This window comes from Streptomyces lasiicapitis (assembly GCF_014646335.1).
GTDB lineage: Bacteria > Actinomycetota > Actinomycetes > Streptomycetales > Streptomycetaceae > Streptomyces > Streptomyces lasiicapitis.
Genome location: NZ_BMNG01000013.1, coordinates 144,350 through 159,995, shown reverse-complemented (window position 1 = coordinate 159,995; position 15,646 = coordinate 144,350). Strand labels below are relative to the sequence as shown.

The 15,646-nt window shown below is 67.6% G+C and carries 15 protein-coding genes and 1 pseudogene; 4 read left to right on the top strand and 12 right to left on the bottom strand.

Annotated features, from left to right (window positions below; genetic code table 11):
• Positions 1-211 precede the first annotated feature (211 nt).
• Together IEY91_RS27975 and IEY91_RS27970 are read left to right on the top strand one after the other, a co-directional pair.
• Positions 212-1,570 (top strand): DUF445 domain-containing protein, encoded by a 1,359-nt coding sequence (locus IEY91_RS27975; protein ID WP_164324576.1) that lies wholly within the window; start codon positions 212-214, stop codon positions 1,568-1,570.
• 71 nt (positions 1,571-1,641) lie between these two features.
• Positions 1,642-2,082, top strand: a complete 441-nt coding sequence (locus IEY91_RS27970) for an Imm63 family immunity protein (RefSeq protein ID WP_189176123.1) — start codon at positions 1,642-1,644, stop codon at positions 2,080-2,082.
• A 114-nt stretch (positions 2,083-2,196) separates the two neighbouring features.
• Here IEY91_RS27970 and IEY91_RS27965 read toward each other — a convergent pair whose 3' ends face one another.
• The 4 genes from IEY91_RS27965 to IEY91_RS27950 form a co-directional block, all read right to left on the bottom strand.
• Positions 2,197-4,239 (bottom strand): TNT domain-containing protein, encoded by a 2,043-nt coding sequence (locus tag IEY91_RS27965; protein WP_189176122.1) that lies wholly within the window; start codon positions 4,237-4,239, stop codon positions 2,197-2,199.
• A gap of 282 nt (positions 4,240-4,521) precedes the next feature.
• The gene (locus tag IEY91_RS27960) at positions 4,522-4,947 is read right to left on the bottom strand and encodes an RICIN domain-containing protein (protein WP_164324581.1); all 426 of its coding nucleotides are present in this window, start codon (positions 4,945-4,947) and stop codon (positions 4,522-4,524) included.
• Positions 4,948-5,364: 417 nt separating this feature from the next.
• Positions 5,365-5,874, bottom strand: coding sequence for a hypothetical protein (locus tag IEY91_RS27955; protein WP_229697267.1), 510 nt, complete (start codon positions 5,872-5,874; stop codon positions 5,365-5,367).
• Positions 5,875-5,944: 70 nt separating this feature from the next.
• A complete protein-coding gene (locus IEY91_RS27950) occupies positions 5,945-6,955 on the bottom strand; it encodes a GlxA family transcriptional regulator (protein WP_189176121.1) in 1,011 nt (336 codons plus the stop codon).
• Between the two features lie 71 nt (positions 6,956-7,026).
• On the opposite strand from IEY91_RS27950, the gene IEY91_RS27945 reads away from it, so the two are divergent.
• Positions 7,027-8,352, top strand: a complete 1,326-nt coding sequence (locus IEY91_RS27945; protein WP_229697266.1) for an MFS transporter — start codon at positions 7,027-7,029, stop codon at positions 8,350-8,352.
• Between the two features lie 45 nt (positions 8,353-8,397).
• Here the strand turns inward: IEY91_RS27945 and IEY91_RS27940 are convergent, their stop codons facing one another.
• The 6 genes from IEY91_RS27940 to IEY91_RS27915 form a co-directional block, all read right to left on the bottom strand.
• Positions 8,398-8,700, bottom strand: a complete 303-nt coding sequence (locus IEY91_RS27940; protein WP_189176225.1) for a hypothetical protein — start codon at positions 8,698-8,700, stop codon at positions 8,398-8,400.
• A 148-nt stretch (positions 8,701-8,848) separates the two neighbouring features.
• Positions 8,849-9,178: a hypothetical protein gene (locus IEY91_RS27935; RefSeq protein ID WP_189176119.1), complete on the bottom strand. Its 330-nt coding sequence runs from the start codon at positions 9,176-9,178 to the stop codon at positions 8,849-8,851.
• 31 nt (positions 9,179-9,209) lie between these two features.
• Positions 9,210-10,268 carry an SRA domain-containing endonuclease gene (locus IEY91_RS27930; RefSeq protein ID WP_189176118.1) on the bottom strand — a complete coding sequence of 353 codons (1,059 nt, stop codon included), beginning with the start codon at positions 10,266-10,268 and terminating at the stop codon, positions 9,210-9,212.
• Between the two features lie 37 nt (positions 10,269-10,305).
• Positions 10,306-10,605: a hypothetical protein gene (locus tag IEY91_RS27925; protein WP_189176117.1), complete on the bottom strand. Its 300-nt coding sequence runs from the start codon at positions 10,603-10,605 to the stop codon at positions 10,306-10,308.
• A 373-nt stretch (positions 10,606-10,978) separates the two neighbouring features.
• Positions 10,979-11,191, bottom strand: a complete 213-nt coding sequence (locus IEY91_RS27920) for a DUF397 domain-containing protein (RefSeq protein ID WP_189176116.1) — start codon at positions 11,189-11,191, stop codon at positions 10,979-10,981.
• A complete protein-coding gene (locus tag IEY91_RS27915) occupies positions 11,188-12,036 on the bottom strand; it encodes a helix-turn-helix domain-containing protein (protein ID WP_189176115.1) in 849 nt (282 codons plus the stop codon). The genes IEY91_RS27920 and IEY91_RS27915 overlap by 4 nt, the downstream gene beginning before the upstream one ends.
• A 179-nt stretch (positions 12,037-12,215) precedes the next feature.
• On the opposite strand from IEY91_RS27915, the gene IEY91_RS27910 reads away from it, so the two are divergent.
• Positions 12,216-12,875, top strand: coding sequence for an ATP-binding protein (locus IEY91_RS27910; RefSeq protein WP_189176114.1), 660 nt, complete (start codon positions 12,216-12,218; stop codon positions 12,873-12,875).
• A gap of 21 nt (positions 12,876-12,896) precedes the next feature.
• Here IEY91_RS27910 and IEY91_RS27905 read toward each other — a convergent pair.
• Positions 12,897-15,107, bottom strand: a pseudogene (locus IEY91_RS27905) (DUF3427 domain-containing protein); the annotation flags it as partial.
• Positions 15,108-15,251: 144 nt separating this feature from the next.
• Positions 15,252-15,635 carry a very short patch repair endonuclease gene (locus tag IEY91_RS27900; RefSeq protein ID WP_189176224.1) on the bottom strand — a complete coding sequence of 128 codons (384 nt, stop codon included), beginning with the start codon at positions 15,633-15,635 and terminating at the stop codon, positions 15,252-15,254.
• Positions 15,636-15,646 lie beyond the last annotated feature (11 nt).

Sequence of the window (15,646 nt, the reverse complement as noted above, 5' to 3'; positions counted from 1 at the left end):
TCGGGCAGGGGGAGCCCGAGGCTCCGGTGTGAACACCCCATGATGCGTCATGGGCCGCGAGAGGGCCGACGGTGCCCCCCTCCGCTCACTCAGACGCCGGGAACTTGTGGTTCGTTCCGGGAGTCGGACTAGAAGGACGGCTGGAAGGACAATGCGTACGGGGACACGTACGAGCAAAAACGCACAGCGACGCGAAGACGGGGCGCCAGGGATGGAACGTACGAAGACGGCGGAATCGGCCGGGACGGGCAGGGACATGCATGCCCGCGCCGGCCGTCCCCCAAGCACGGGCGGCGGGCCGTCGGGACCCGGCGCCTTCAGCGAGGCCGACCAGGAGAAGCAGCGCGGCGTACGCAGGATGAAGCTGACGGCGACGGGCCTGCTCCTGTTCGTCGCGGTCGTGTACGTCCTCGCGAAGTGGGCGCAGAACACGGGCGCCGGCGCCTGGGCCGGCTATGTCGCGGCGGCGGCCGAGGCGGGCATGGTCGGCGCGCTCGCCGACTGGTTCGCCGTGACGGCGCTGTTCCGCCACCCCCTCGGCATCCCCATCCCGCACACGGCGATCATCCCGAAGAAGAAGGACCAGCTGGGCGCGTCCCTGGGCGACTTCGTAGGGGAGAACTTCCTCTCCCAGACGGTCGTACGCCAGCGGCTGCGCGCCGTGGGCATCGGCAGCCGCCTCGGCACCTGGCTGGCCGAGCCGGAGCACGCCGACCGCGTGACCGCCGAGCTGGCCACGGCGCTGCGCGGCGCGCTGACCGTGCTGCGCGACTCGGACGTGCAGGCCGTCGTCGGTGAGGCCATCACGCGCCGCGCCGACGCCCAGGAGATCGCGCCCGGCCTCGGCAAGATGCTGGAGAAGGTCGTCGCGGACGGCGGCCACAAGCGGGTCGTCGACCTGGTGTGCGTGCGCGCCCACGACTGGCTGGTGACGCACGGGGACTCGGTGATGGTCGCGGTGCAGGGCGGCGCGCCCGGCTGGACGCCACGCTTCGTGGACAAGAAAGTCGGCGAGCGCGTCTACAAGGAACTGCTCCGCTTCGTCACCGAGATGCGTGACATGCCCGAGCACCCCGCCCGCGGCGCCCTCGACCGCTTCCTCACCGACTTCGCCTCCGACCTCCAGTCCGACACGGACACCCGCGCGCGCGTGGAGCACCTCAAGCGCGAGGTCCTCGCCCGCGGCGAGGTCCAGGACCTGATCGCCTCCGCCTGGTCCGCGGTCCGCCAGATGATCGTCGCCGCCGCCGAGGACGAACGCAGCGAACTCCGCCTCCGCGTCCGCGCCGCCCTCCTCTCCCTCGGCCGGCGCATGTCCACCGACGCCCGCCTCCAGGAGAAGGTCGACGGCTGGGTCGAGGGCGCGGCGGTGTACGTCGTGACGACGTACCGCGACGAGATCACCTCCCTCATCACCGACACCGTCGCGGGCTGGGACGCCGAACACACCTCGAAGAAGATCGAGGCTCATATCGGGCGCGACCTGCAGTTCATTCGGATCAACGGCACGGTGGTCGGTTCGCTCGCGGGGTTGGTGATCTATACGGTTTCGCGGGCGTTGGGGGGTTAGGGCGTTTCCTGGCCCGGACGCCGCTGTCGCCGTGACACGCGCGGCTCTCGAGCCAGCCCTATAATGTCAGTATGACGATTACAGAGGCGGAGATCACCGCCGGCGCCCGCGCCATCGCCTCCGCGCTCCGCGTCGACCCGGACACCGTGATCCCCTTCCACCCACCCCTCGACGGGTGGCCGTACGCCGAACTGCACGACGGCAAAGTCCACTACCTCGTACGAGAACGCGCCGACGTGGACCTCATCGCCGTCTACACCGACCTCGACGACTTCCTGTACCAGTTGGCCGAGGAGGCGACATCCGGCCTGGCCAGAGACTGGGAGCTCGCACACCGCACGGGATCGGTCGAGGACCCGGACTTCGACCCCCGTATCGCGTGGGTCGCCAAGCAGCTGCAGCTGCTGAACACGGTCAACCCGGCCTGGGCGGAGCGCTTCCGTGCCACCGTCGAGACGCGCTTCTCCGGCCTCGGCCTTCACGACGTCGACCGTCATCCTGTCGACTCCTGAACATGAATGTGGGAGGGGCGCCGGAGCAATCCCCTCCCACCGGACTCAGGTCCCGGAGTTACCGGGTGTCCACTAGTCCGTCACCTGGTAGGCCATCACCTAGTAGGCCGTCACTTAGTCCGTGACTTCCGCGATGTACCTGTTGTCCAGCAGCCACTGCACGTTGATGCCCTTCGGCAGCAGGTACTGGGTGCCGCCGCCCGGCTGGCCGAACCACGGCGCGATCTTGCCGCCCTGGATGTTGCCGTACTGCGCGACCTCGGCCGGTCCCCAGTCCCTGGCCCACCGGTAGGCGTGATATCCCGGGCCCTTCGCGCTGGCGTCGGCGCTCACGTTGGACGGGGGCAGGGCCCGCTCGGTGTAGGGGGTGCCGTCCCTGGGGGCGAGGAACCCTCCGTTCGGGCCGCCGAAGCGGTCCATGTGGTCGCCGACCTTCGGCAGGTGCACCTTGGCCGCGCCCTCAAAGCCGTTCTGCGGCGGGTACTTGAACCAGTTGGCGTCCTTGTCCCAGAACTTGTGGAACCACTGCTCGATGGTCATGTTGCCCATCGGCTTGTAGCCGGTCATCAGCTTCTGAGGCTCGGGCCGCATGTTCGCGGTGATCTTCGGCAGGTCGATGACCTGCTTGAGGGTGAACGACAGGCCACCGGTGTTGTCGGCCTTGACGGCCGCGCCGATCACGTCCCGCAGGGCGGTGGCGTACTGGTTCTTGCCCTGGGCGAGCTTCAGCTCGTTCAGCGCGCCCTTGGCCTTCGCGATCTGCGCCGCCGTGAAGTTGACCTCCACCAGCGGGTCGGAGACGACCTTGGCGGCTCCGCCGACCCGGCCCAGCGGCAGCAGGGCGCCGAGCTGCATGCCGGCCTCGGCGCACTGGTCGGCCGTGGCCCGCAGGACCCCGACGGCCGGGGGCCGCGGCGCCGCGACGACCGGGGGCTCAGTGGTGGACGTGTCACCGGTGACGCACTGCGTGAAGATCTTCGGCAGGTCTCCGACCATCTGGTCCAGGAACTTGTCGAAGCCGTCGGTGATCCGGTTGTACTCGCGGGTGAACTCTTCCGACTGCGCCTCGGCGGAGAACCCGACCCAGTGCAGTTCGTTCTCGGGGCACTTGGAGCCGACGTTCGCGGCCGCATCCTGAGCGGTGCAGTAGAACGTGTCGACGCGCAGCGTGTAGTCCAGGCGGAACTTCTGCGTGCAGTGCAGCGCACCTTCGCAGGCGCCGACCATGGACACCGTGGGGTTGTCCGTGGCGCGGGAGTCGTACACGCGGGCGGCCATGAACTGACGCGGCACACCGAAGTAGCCGTTGTCGGGGAGCTTGACGTCGTTCATGTTCAGCTGCTTGACGGCAGCCGCGCCGGAGGCGATGGAGCCCCCGGACTTGATCCGAGCGAGCTCGGCCTGGTCCTTGTCGTACGAGGCCAGGGCGTCCTTGGCGAGCTTCTGCCACTGCGCCTTCACATCGGCCGGAACGTCATCGCGCCCATCGGTGACGGGACCGGGCGGGACCACGGGGGGAACGGCGACCTTGAACTTCGCCCACGGCGACCAGTCCGCCTCGTAGGCGGAGCCGTCATAGGCCGAGGAACGGACGAGGTAGGTCGAACCGTCCTTCAGCCTCCCCTTGGGAACGGTGACGGAAGCCGGCGTGCCGGAGGCGGCGAAGCCCGAGACGAGCACGTCGAACTTGTTGTCGTCGGTGAGGTTCACCTTGGACCCGGCGGTGCCGTCCGCCTTGGCGGTCCACACCTCGAAGGTGCTGGTCGTCTTGTCCTTGTCCGGGTCCACCACGGTGTTGCGGAAGGTGGGGGTCAGCGTATTGGTCTGCCATACGCCGGATGCCTGCTTGAAGGGCGGGCCGACTTCAGGTGCTTTGGGGGTGTTCGGCGCACGGTTGGCGGCGGCTGCTGCGGCGCTCGGTGCGCCGGACGACCGGGGAGCGGGCTCACCGAACACGTGGGGCGGTGTCGCCGATGGCCGCTCGTCGACGGGAGCGGTGGCCGACGACCCCGCACCGGTGGCGGCGGTGGTGGTCCGCAGGTCGTCGAGGGCGGCGGCATGGGTCGCTGCGGGGCCGAAGAGTGTCGCCAGGGCGATGACCCCGGCTACGACAGATGCCCTTCTTTGGGGAGAACATAGAGATATCGGGTTTTTCACTGTGTTCCAGTTCACTTGACTTGATGCGGAACTTATCCGCCGCACCGAGCACGGGACTCTACCCGTTGGTCTGGACCATTCCAGTCCCAGGCGAGTGAGCCATGCCACACGTCAACTTCCCAGCTTTCCAACGGAGTTGCCCCACTGTTAACCGTGTTCTTCCAAGTTGTCGGATATGCATGCACCTTTACGTTTGACCACTTGCTCCCGCCTCGACCCCGAACGGCCCCGCGCACCGATCCGGTGCACGGGGCCGCGCTTCCCCGACAGTTCCTCAGACCGTCACGCCGACTCGAACAACCACTTCTGGTTCCGCTCCCCCACCCACTCCTCCAAGTTGAGCTGCGTCCCCTTCCTGTTCGAAGGGAGGGTGATGACGCCGTTGGCGTAGACGAAGGCGATGCGGAACAGGTTTTCGCCGACCGGTTCTATCGACCACTGGAGCGGGACGGGCTGGCCCGCGATCAGGGGCGGGTAGATGCGGATGTCGCTCTGCGAGATGTACGACTCGCCGGCGGCGCTCTTGATGACGTACTGGTTCACGCCGTTGGTGGTCGAGATGCGCCACTTCTGGTTGGTGCCCTTGTGCAGCTCCCAGCCGCTGATCGGCGTGTTCGGGGAGGTGGAGCTGCCGCTCAGGTCCACGTACAGGTCCTCGAACGCGGCGTTCCTGATCCAGTATTCGCCGTCCGGGATGATCGGAGCCATGCGTCAACCTCCGTACGAGAGAGGGGCGGTGTGCAACCGGGCGGACCTCAACGTAGGCGGCGTACTGGTGTGACGTAACAGGCTCTTTCGGTCGTAGAGCGGGCCTTTGGGACGGCTGGTCGTCGCGGTGCGTGTCCGCCTGTTCGGCCAGGGGTGGGCGCGGAGGTGTGAGGAGGCCGCGGGGCGTCCCACCTCGCCGGGGCCGGGACCTTTCCTGGTACGGGAGGAGTGCGTGGGCGGGGGAGGCGTGGCGGGGACGGCAGGGGTGACGGTCCCGGGGGCGTCAACTGCCCCGATCCGTACGCCTCGTACGCCCCCGCGCGGCCACACCCCCGCCCCACCGGGCGGCCGACCCTGGCCCCCGACCTGTCCGACCCGTCCGGCTCTAGGCCCCCGACCCGCCCGACCCGTCCGGCCCTAGACTCCCGACCCGGCCGACCCGCCCGCAGCCCCGTCCTCCCTGAACTGCCGCGCGCACCCCGCCACCGCCAGCACCACCCCACTCCCCGCCATCACGAAGACCAGCCACGCCACCGGCCACGGCGAGGCGTCCAGTGTCTTGTGCGTGGCGAAGGAGGCGTAGAGGAGGGCGGCGGGCGGGGCGGCCACCACGGGGAGGATCCAGCGCACGCGGTCGCGGAAGCCGAAGTAGGCGGCGAGGGCGACGACGGTGACCACGAGGAGCGTGATGCCCGTGTCCGTCACCGGCGAGGTCTCGTTGATCGCGCCCGGCGTCTCGACACGGTTGCGCAGGTCCCAGGGGATGAAGAGGAGGTACGCGGCGGCGCCGGCACCCGCGCCGAGCAGTCGCGTCGCCCAGCGCTCGGCGAACGGCCGGCCACGCAGCGGGCGGAAGGCGTTCCGCAGCAGGCGCAGTGCGTTCCGCCGAGGAGTCGGTACGTTCAGCAGCGAGCTCGATGCGTTCATGTGTACGACGGTGACGGTCCGGACGCGGCCGTGCCTGAGTACGCGTACTCAGCCGCGTATGCGTACGCGATCACTCACCTGAACTCAGCCGCCCCCTGAACGTCGCCCGGTACGCCCCCGGCGACACCCCCAACCCCGCCTGGAAGTGCGCCCGCAGCGACGCCCCCGTACCGAAGCCGCACTCCGCGGCGATGCGGTCGACCGTGTGGTCGGTCTCCTCCAGGAGCTGGCGGGCGCGGTCCACGCGGCGCTGGGTGAGCCACTGGACGGGGGTCAGGCCCGTCTCGTCGCGGAAGCGGCGGCTGAAGGTGCGGACGCTCATGGAGGCCTGTGCGGCCAGTTCGGCCAGCGTCAAGGGCTCGCCGAGGCGGGTCAGGGCCCAGGCGCGCGCCGGGCCCGTCGACGTCAACGCGGGCTCGGTGACCGGGCGTTGGATGTACTGCGCCTGGCCGCCCTCCCGGTGCGGCGGCACCACCGTGCGGCGCGCCACGGCCGCCGCGACCGCCGCCCCGTGGTCGCGGCGGATCAGGTGCAGGCACAGGTCGACCCCGGCCGCCTCGCCCGCGGAGGTCAGCACGGCGCCCTCGTCGACGTACAGAACATCCGGATCGACCGTGACGGCGGGGAAGGCGCGCGCGAAGAGGTCAGCCGACAGCCAGTGCGTCGTCGCCCGGCGGCCGTCCAGGAGGCCCGCGGCGGCCAGGACGAATGCGCCCGTGCAGATCGACGCGATGCGGCGCGCGGACGCGGCGAGGGCGAGGGCCTCGGCCAGCGGGGCGGGCAGCTGCCCGGGGCGCAGCGACTCGTCCTCGTGGTGCGAGGCGGGCACGAGCACCGTGTCCGCGGTGGCCAGGACCTCGGGGCCGTGCGGCGCGCGGATCGGGAAGTCGGCGTCGGTGTCGACCATTCCGGGGCGCATCGCGCAGGTCAGGGGCGTGTAGAGGGGGGCGCCCGCGGGGTCGCGCGCGCTGCCGAAGAGCTGGTGGACCAGGCCGAGTTCCATGGGCAGGACGCCGTCGCGGACGAGGACAGCGATGGTGCGGCGCCCTGTTTCCGGTTTTGCAGTCCGCCGTGTCGCCATGGCCAGATACTTGCACATCCTGGCCATCTGGCCACTCGTCGCGATCACCTCGTCGGACGGACGCTCAGTTCATGAGTACGTCGCTGAGCAAGCCGACCGGGCGGACCAAGCCGACGGCCACGGGTGAGGCAGGGCGAACACCGCACCTCCCCCTCACCCCCTGGACCGTCGCCGCCACCGCCGCCCTCGCCCTCGTCACCGCCGGCGCCTTCACCACCCTCGCCGGGCTCCTCGTCGGGCCGCTGCACGCCGAGCTGGGCTGGTCGCGCGGCGCGATCGGGGTGGGCAGCGCGGTGAACATGGTCGTGTACGGGGCGACCGCGCCGTTCGCCGCCGCGCTCATGGACCGCTTCGGCATGCGGTACGTGGCGACGGGCGCCCTCGGTCTCGTCGGCGTCGGCGCCGTGCTCACCGCCACCGCGATGACGGCGGCCTGGCAATTCGCCGTCTACTGGGGCGTGTTGGTGGGGCTCGGCACCGGCGCCACGGCGACGGCGTTCGCGGTCACCGTGACCGAGCGGTGGTTCGTGGCGCGGCGGGGGCTGGTCACGGGGTTGCTCACGGCGGCGAGCGTGGTGGGGCAGTTCGTGTTCCTGCCGGTGTTGTCGGAGGTCGTGGGGCGGTACGGGTGGCGGGCGGCCGCGCTGGCGCCGGCGGGCGCGGCGGTGCTCGCCGGGCCGCTGGTGTGGCTGACGCTGCGGGACCATCCGGCGGACGTGGGGCAACGCCCGTACGGGTCGGCGCAGTTCGTGCCGCGGCCCGCGCCGGTCCCGGGTGCCGCGCGCCGCGCCGTACGCGTCCTGCTCCGCGCCGCCCGCACCGGCCCCTTCTGGCTGCTCGCCGCGACCTTCGCGATCTGCGGGGCGTCGACGAACGGCGTGATGTGGACGCACTTCGCGCCCGCCGCGCACGACCACGGCATGGCGATGACGGCGGCCGCCTCGCTCCTGGCTCTGATCGGGATCTTCAACGTGGCGGGCACGGTGGCCTCCGGCTGGCTCACCGACCGCCGGGACCCGCGGCGGCTCCTCGCCGCGTACTTCGCCCTGCGCGGCCTCGCCCTGCTCACGCTGCCCCTGCTGCTCACCGCGACCGTGCGACCGCCGCTCGTCGCCTTCGTGATCGCCTTCGGGCTGCTCGACGTGGCGACGGTGCCGCCGACGATCGCCCTGTGCCGCGCCCACTTCGGCCCCGACGCGGCCGTCGTCTTCGGCTGGGTCAACTCCGCCCACCAGGTGGGCGCGGGCACCGTCGCGTTCCTCGGCGGCGCGGCCCGGGACGCGTTCGGGTCGTACGACTTGGTGTGGGTGGGGACGGCGGCGCTGTGCGCTACGGCGGCGCTGCTGTCGCTGACGGTGCGTACGGAGCCCTTCCGGCCCCTCGCACACGAGGACTGACCGACGACAGCCGCACGTGAGGCCCCGACGTCGGCCGAACCGCGATCAGCGACGGCGGTCCACCATCACCCAAGAGGCGAGCGCCACACTCCCCGCGACCCCGAGGACGGCGGGCCAGGCGCCGACCTTCTTGGCCAGCGGATGCGACCCGGCGAACCCGGCGACGTACGCGGCGCTGAGCGCGGCGCCGGTCTTCGCCCCGGCCCGCTGCCGCCACTGCTGCGCGGCCGCGGCCCCGGCGACGGCCAGCACGGCTCCGCCGAGGGGGCGCTTCTTGGTGAACCGGGCCACGGCGTACCCACCGACCAGCCCACCCGCGGCCACCGCGGCCGCCGGCACCTTCGCCACCACGTTCGCCATGCCTGCCTCGCTTTCACCCTGTTGGGGAAGGGATCTGTAGCTATGGCCTGAGCGTAACGTGTGGCTATTTCGTGGCGTACGGAGAGCCAAAGGACGGCGCGTGGGCCTACCCGGCCCAAGAGGATGACGCGTGGACCTACCGGCCCAGGAGCCGGGGGTCGACGCCACCTCGGCGGACGTTGATCTCCGCTACGCCGCGATCCACGCTTCCTCCAGCCGACTGGAGAGCCCTCCGTGTCACGGCGACAGCGGTGTCCGTTGCCTCGCCGGGCGTCGCGGCCGAGACCTGCACGGTGGCGCCGACAGAGAAGAGGGCTCCGGTCGGGCTATTGGACGTGGCGGTCGGCACGATCTCGTACTGCGGTTCCTTTTCCATCGCGTCGACCATGCCTTCCTGGAGCCGCGCCCACTCATCGTCGGTGACGTCGAGCAGCAGCTGTACGTCGACTTCCCAGTCACTGGCCATGGCGGGGCACCCTCATTCAAGTCTGGCTCGTCTAGATCGAGCGCGTTGGGCAGTTAACGCAAGGGAAGGTACTCGGAACTCCGTCCGTCGGAGGGTTCTGCCCATCGTTTGGCAGCTCGCTGAAGTCTCCATTCGCGTTACGGTAGACAACTCCCACGCCGTACTCTGACAGCAGTTGGCGCGTATCCTCGCTGGGTGGCCCAGGCGCGAGCACCATGCAGCGAATCGGCATTCCTTTCTCGATTCTGCTCAAGTGCATTCTGAGGTCCATGAGTTGCATTAGGGCGTCCCTCAGTGCTTGCCGCGAGTTGCTGTCTGCTGGCTCATAGATGGTGCGCTCGCTCTGGTCGAAGAGGGCTGCTTCCATCGCCTCCTCCACGCCTCTGACCTGTACTTCCAAGCGGCCAACGCGGTGTTGGCGGTTGGTGAGTATGTCCCCGAACTCGGCCGCTATTTGCTCACGGCGGTAGGTTGCAGTTGCCGCCGACCTGTCTCGTTCCCATGCTTGCCGGAGACGGGCTGGCGCCTCCGGGCGACGTCTGGTTCCAGACTGAACAAAATTCACTCTGGTCTGGGTGACCGGCGGGATCACGTCGTCCTCGGACCGCTGGTATGTGCCGAGTGGGCGCAGTCGAAAGACGATGACGTCGCGGTCCTGCTGGGACTTGTCGCGAGCCTGTCTTATGACGTAAGGGCGTTCGCGATCCACCTCGAACGCGCCAATATATCGATGTGTCCTAATGCCCGTGCCAGGGACTTTCCCATGCCCGATAAACAGGTGGAGAGTACGGTCGTCAAGAGCATGCTGGAGTATCGCCGCGTTGCCCGCACCGGTGGCTCCAGTGAACGTCTGATCCCCCTCAGTTCCAGCTCCGGTGTACTCGAAGAGGGGACCCAGCCGATCCTCTTCCCGATGCCATCCGTCGTGGTAGCCGTATTGCTCGCCCGACTTGATGTCGGAGTAGAGGACCACCGTCTTCTTCTCCACGGATGGGCAGATGCCGCCCTGTGGGCTTCCTCCCAACTCCTTGCGGATATCCGCTCGCGTGAGGATGTCGCCAGGCTGGAAGGAGGGAGCAACAGTTGACATGTGCACAGGCTAGTAGGCGGCGTTGACACGTAGCACCTCAACTCGCCTGACGTACCCCGGGTTCTTTAGCCGTCGCAGGTGGAGCGGAGGAGTCTTGGGGGATGATGGCCGCATGGATGGAGGGACGGCGGCGATAGTTGCCGCAGTTGTCGGGGTGGCCGGTGCGGTGGGCGGAGCAGCTGTAGGTGCGTTCGCCAGCGTTCGCGGTGCACGCATTGGCGGTGAAAAGGGCGTGGAAGCGGCGCTTGCCCAAGTAGATCGGCAAGCCGCGACTGGGCATCAGCAGTGGGTTAAGGAGCAGCGGCAACAAGCCTGCGCCAAGCTGCTCGATGCTCACTCGGCAGCCGAGGACACACTGAAGCGGGCAGCCGTTGCCATACGCCGAGGTGAGCAGTTCCCCGCCGCTGAGCGCGACGCATTCCGAGGCCAGGTCTCCGCCATGCAGTCCTGCACGAGCCAACTAGCCCTCTGGGGCCCGGAGGCCGTAGTGGTCCTGGCTCAAGTGCTCAGGGCGGCGACGGCCGACGCGGCGCAAGCACTGAAGCTCGCGGAGCAGGAGGCGGGCCAGGGGGCTGTGGAATCTGAGGTTCGATGGCAGGACTGGATGGAGAGGAGTGAGCACGTGACTGACGTTCGTACGCAGTTCCTTGACCGAGCAGGTGAGGTGCTCCGCGACCCCGACCAGCCCGTCGCCTAGCAGTCAGGACTCACTACTCTGTCGCACGCCTGGTGGGTTTCTCCTCCCGGATGGCGCCCACGAAGCATTCCCAGGTGCTGGTGGCAACAGTGATCCACGGCCCAGGTGCGGCCTTGGAGTCCCGCACGGATATCTCGCCACGGAACGAAGCAACCTCAACGCACTCGCCACCCATGCCGTTGCTGTAACTACTCTTCCGCCACCTGGTGGTTGAGGGCAGCGTCATCGGGAGTGATCCTCCAGAGTTCTCTTGATCAGCAGGACTGACCGTTGTGGACTCAAGGCCAGCGCCCTGAGGTGGTCGAACGCCTTCGCGTAGAGGTCCACGTCCTGGGGGTGTTCGAGGTAGACGGAGTCTGTCAGCCCTTCTCGATACACCATGTCCGGGTCCTCCTGCTCCGGGAAGCCAAGGACAGTGAACGATCCTGTGGTGGGGTAGGCGCCCGCGTCGAACGGTAGGACCTGAACCGTCACGTTCCTCAACTCCGCCATTTCCAGCATACGTTCGAGCTGGCCCGCCATGACCTGACGGTTTCCGATGACGTGCATAAGAGCGCTCTGGTGCACGACGACCCACAGATCCGGTGCGCTGTCACCCAGTAGCAGGTCCTGTCGTCGCATCCGTACCTCGACCATGCGCTGTACGTCTTCGGGTGTGTGATCAACCCAGGCGCAACTGAGCTCCGATGCGTACGCAGGTGTCTGGAGTAGGCCTGGGATGAACTCGCCCTGGTAGCTGCGCAGGCTCGATGCTGCCTGTTCCAGGCCTACGTAGACGGAGAACCAGGAGGGGACGGCGTCTCCGTGGGCGTGCCACCACCCCTTCGTCTTTGACTCCTTGGCCAAGGACTTGAGGAGATCGCGCAGCTCGTCGGAGGTGGCGTAGAAGCGACACAGAGCTTCGACGTCGGATGGTTGGACGCGGCCCTGTCCCGTCTCCATGCGGTTGACCTTGGAGCTGCTCCAGTCCAGCTCCTTGCCCACCTGACTGCAGGTGAAGCCGTTGTCCTCGCGGAGCCTTTTGAGCTCGATGGCCAATCGACGGCGGCGTGCGGTGGGGGAGCCTGCCATGTCAACTCCTGGTGCTGTAGCGGATGTTCCATCCCATCGGAAGTGACGCGAAAGGCCAATCACCCCATTGGGGGAATCTCTTTATGCATGTTGCATGGCGGGATGAGCGCTGCGACTCTCTCACTAAGAGTGATCGATGGTCACGCAGTGCACGATGGGGTGCGCAGGAGGTAGGGGCGATGATCTACGCCAGCGAATTCGGTGGGCGGGACCCCTGGGGACGGTCCTTCGCGGCGGAGCCTTGCGAAGTTGCAGGCCTGCGGCGAGCGGTGTGGATGCGGCTGACTCTGTGGGGTCTGCCGGAGGTGGTTGAGGCAGCTCAAATGTGTGTCACGGAACTGACCTCAAACGTCATCAAGCACGTGGGCGCCGGTACACCTGTGACGCTCACGATCTCCATGGCGGGCACCTTCGTCCGCATCGAGATGCTCGACCCTGATGCGCGAGCGCTACCGACGCTCCTCGCTCCTGGGCGCGACGCGGAATCCGGGCGGGGCATGGCTCTCGTGGATGCGATTACTGACCATCGCTGGGGCGTCATCCCTCGCGAAGCATCCAAGGTCGTGTGGTGTGAGTTGGCGACGGACCTTGTCCCCTCGGCTGATCACACTGAAGGCCCACGGGCGGCGCGGGCGGAAGGTCACCTCGCGCTGTATGGCGCCGAGCGCTCTGGGCTGGTCTCTCCCTCAGGACGTCTTGGCGTAGCTGTGGCTGAGGAGACGGCGATCGATCTGATCGCCGACCTCCTTCACTGGCTCCAGGCCCATGGCTGCGACCCCGACGAAGCGCTAGATCGAGCGCAGATGCACTTCGAGGCGGAGGTGGAGGCGGGGAGCTGACAGCGTGGCTGTTCCGACTGGTCAGCTCGATGGGATCGACGAGTACGTCCACACGTCCGCCGGCATCTCGTGCTCAAGCTCCCAAGTGATTGCCATGGGCTTGCTGCCCTCATGCGCGACATAGCGTGCGGGTCCCAAGAGCATCCAAGGCTCGGCGCCGCCGATGTCGGTGTTCTTGTAGCGGCGGACGAAGAGCAAGATGTGGCTTCCGCGCTGGGCGTGCTCGCGGTAGCGGCGCCCCGTGGCGGAGTCTTCGGCGGTCGCGTTCTGCGACTCCCAGTGGAACTGGGTCGGACTCATGGCGTAGTCCTGATACCGCGTGGTGGGCGAGAACTCTTTCTCGTCCTTCTCCAGGGTGATGAGCAAGGCATCGGTGCTGATGTCCTTCACCTCAACGACCCCTTGGGCAAAGGAGCCCGGCATCTGACCGCCGAAGCGCGCTACGCCGAGGGCGGCGAGGATCTCGGATCGGTTGTACGAGCTGTGCACCTTCAAGGGGAGCTCGCTGTGCGGACCCTTCAGCGGCAAGGGGAAGTGGTCCGCGTGGGCGAGGCAGTGGTCAAGAACCTGGAGGAGTTCTTCGCGAACGGGCTTGTGCTTGCGAAGTGAAGAAAGCCCCTCCTGGTAGGTGGAGTGACCACCGGCCTTGTCCCAGATGTTGAAGAAGAGCATGCGGGCGTACGCCTGCTCCCGCGGGGACAATGCGTCGTACGCGGGGGCATCGTCGGCCAGGATCCGCTGGTAGGCATCGATGCGTTCCTTGTCATCGACGTGAAGGAAGGAAGGGGCGCGCTTCAGCAGCTCCAACTCGCCTTCAGGTGCAGTCCCAGTGAGGAGTTTGGCGCCACGTAGGAGCTTGGTCCACGAGTTGCCATTGCCGCGGTAGATTTCCTTGATCTCCCGACCGCTCTCTTCCAGGTAGGTAGCCAGCCGCAACTCGGCGTACGTGGACACCTCGCGGACGAGTGTAGTGGCGTTGACCTTGAGCTGGTCCTTGATGTTGCCGATGATGGTCTGCTTGGCCTTGGGTTCCAAGATGATCTGGCAGCGGGACGGCAGCATGGGGAACCCTTGCTCAAGGCCGTTCAACAGACGCTTCCGCGTGAGGTTCGTCAGCGCCCGGAACTGATTCTCGAAGCGGAACTCCTTGCGGTGCTGGCCGATGAAGTCGAGGACCGTGAGTACGTCCTTGTCCGGTGTGCGCCGCAGGCCTCGGCCAAGCTGCTGGAGGAAGAGCGTGGCGCTCTCCGTGGGGCGGAGGAGGAGCAGCGTATCGACGTCGGGGATGTCGAGTCCCTCGTTGAACAGATCGACAGAGAAGATCACTTGGATCTTCCCGTCCTTGAGATCATCGAGGGCCTGCTTGCGCTCATCACGGTGGTTTTCGCCGGAGAGGGCAACGGCAGCAATTTCATCCCTGGTGAAGTGCTCGGCCATGAAGCGGGCGTGCGATACGGACACGCAGAACCCGAGCGCGCGCATGGATCTCGGATTCTTGACCTTGTCACGCACGGCCTTCGCGATCAGTCGGGCGCGTGCATCGTTTCCGGTGAGTACATTGCTGAGCTGTCCTGAGTCGTACGCTCCGCGCTTCCACTCCACGGCGCTCAAGTCGGTCTCGTCGCTGATCCCGAAGTACCGGAAAGGGCTGAGTAGTTCGTTCTCCAGGGCCTCCCACAGGCGCATCTCTGCGGTGATGTGCCCCTCGAAGAACTCGTCCTGGATGTTCTTTCCGTCCATGCGCTCGGGTGTCGCGGTGAGCGCGAGGAGTTCCGTGGGTGCGAAGTGGTCAAGAATCTTCCGGTACGTAGGGGACGTACCGTGATGGAACTCGTCGATGACGATGACGTCGAAGTGGTCAGGCGAGAACCGTTCCAGCGCGCGAGAGTTGAGCGACTGCACGCTGGCGAAGACGTGGTCCCACTCCTCGGGACGTTCGCTGCTGTGGAACGACTCGCCGAAAGCCTCGTCGCCCAAGACGCGCCGGTAAGTGTCCCGCGACTGCTCCAGGATCTCCCTGCGATGCGCGACGAAGAGGAGCCGCAGCCTGCGGCGCGCCTTGCGCGACAACTGCTCGTAGTCGAGTGCAGCCATCACCGTCTTACCCGTCCCTGTCGCGGCAACGAGAAGGTTGCGGCGACGGCCACGGACTGCGCGCTCGACCTCCAAGCGCTCCAGCATGTCCTTCTGGTGAGGGAACGGGGTGAAGCCTATGCCGGTGAGTGTGCTGCTGCGCATGAACGTCCTCGGTCATATGCGGACATGGCCGTGGTGGGTGCCGCGGCCATGTAGGTCAATCAAGCGTTTTTGACCGTAGTGCAGAGGTCGGACAACAGGGCAGAACTCCCGTAAATCGGGATGGCGTCGATGCCCCGGCTATGTCTGAGCGTGGCTGTCGTGCCGTGCGCGGTCGACTGCTGCGGCGACGTCCTCAGGGCGCTCGTGCTCCCAGAAGCGCAACACGGTCCAGCCCGCCGCCTCCAGGTGTCGGGAGGTCTCCCGGTCGCGGGCCATGTTCTTGTCGAGCTTGGCCCGCCACCACTCGGCGTTCGCCTTCGGGCTCGTCGCGTGGTCAGGGCAGCCGTGCCAGAAGCAGCCGTCCATGAACACCGCGATCCTGGCCTTGGCGAAGGCGATGTCGATCGTGCGCCGGGGCATTCCGGGCACGGGCACGTTGACCCGGTAGCGGAGCCCGGCTGCGTGCAGGAGGCGTCGGACGGCGATCTCGGGGGCCGTGTCGCGAGAGCCTTGGCGGCTCATGCGCGCCGAGA

Bases quoted from the DNA above. Each gene is read 5' to 3' on its own strand.
- IEY91_RS27975 (WP_164324576.1), top strand. From the start codon at position 212: ATGGAACGTACGAAGACGGCGGAATCGGCCGGGACGGGCAGGGACATG.
- IEY91_RS27970 (WP_189176123.1), top strand. From the start codon at position 1,642: ATGACGATTACAGAGGCGGAGATCACCGCCGGCGCCCGCGCCATCGCC.
- IEY91_RS27960 (WP_164324581.1), bottom strand. From the start codon at position 4,947: ATGGCTCCGATCATCCCGGACGGCGAATACTGGATCAGGAACGCCGCG.
- IEY91_RS27955 (WP_229697267.1), bottom strand. From the start codon at position 5,874: ATGAACGCATCGAGCTCGCTGCTGAACGTACCGACTCCTCGGCGGAAC.
- IEY91_RS27950 (WP_189176121.1), bottom strand. From the start codon at position 6,955: ATGGCGACACGGCGGACTGCAAAACCGGAAACAGGGCGCCGCACCATC.
- IEY91_RS27945 (WP_229697266.1), top strand. From the start codon at position 7,027: ATGAGTACGTCGCTGAGCAAGCCGACCGGGCGGACCAAGCCGACGGCC.
- IEY91_RS27935 (WP_189176119.1), bottom strand. From the start codon at position 9,178: ATGGCCAGTGACTGGGAAGTCGACGTACAGCTGCTGCTCGACGTCACC.
- IEY91_RS27930 (WP_189176118.1), bottom strand. From the start codon at position 10,268: ATGTCAACTGTTGCTCCCTCCTTCCAGCCTGGCGACATCCTCACGCGA.
- IEY91_RS27920 (WP_189176116.1), bottom strand. From the start codon at position 11,191: ATGACGCTGCCCTCAACCACCAGGTGGCGGAAGAGTAGTTACAGCAAC.
- IEY91_RS27915 (WP_189176115.1), bottom strand. From the start codon at position 12,036: ATGGCAGGCTCCCCCACCGCACGCCGCCGTCGATTGGCCATCGAGCTC.
- IEY91_RS27910 (WP_189176114.1), top strand. From the start codon at position 12,216: ATGATCTACGCCAGCGAATTCGGTGGGCGGGACCCCTGGGGACGGTCC.
- IEY91_RS27900 (WP_189176224.1), bottom strand. From the start codon at position 15,635: ATGAGCCGCCAAGGCTCTCGCGACACGGCCCCCGAGATCGCCGTCCGA.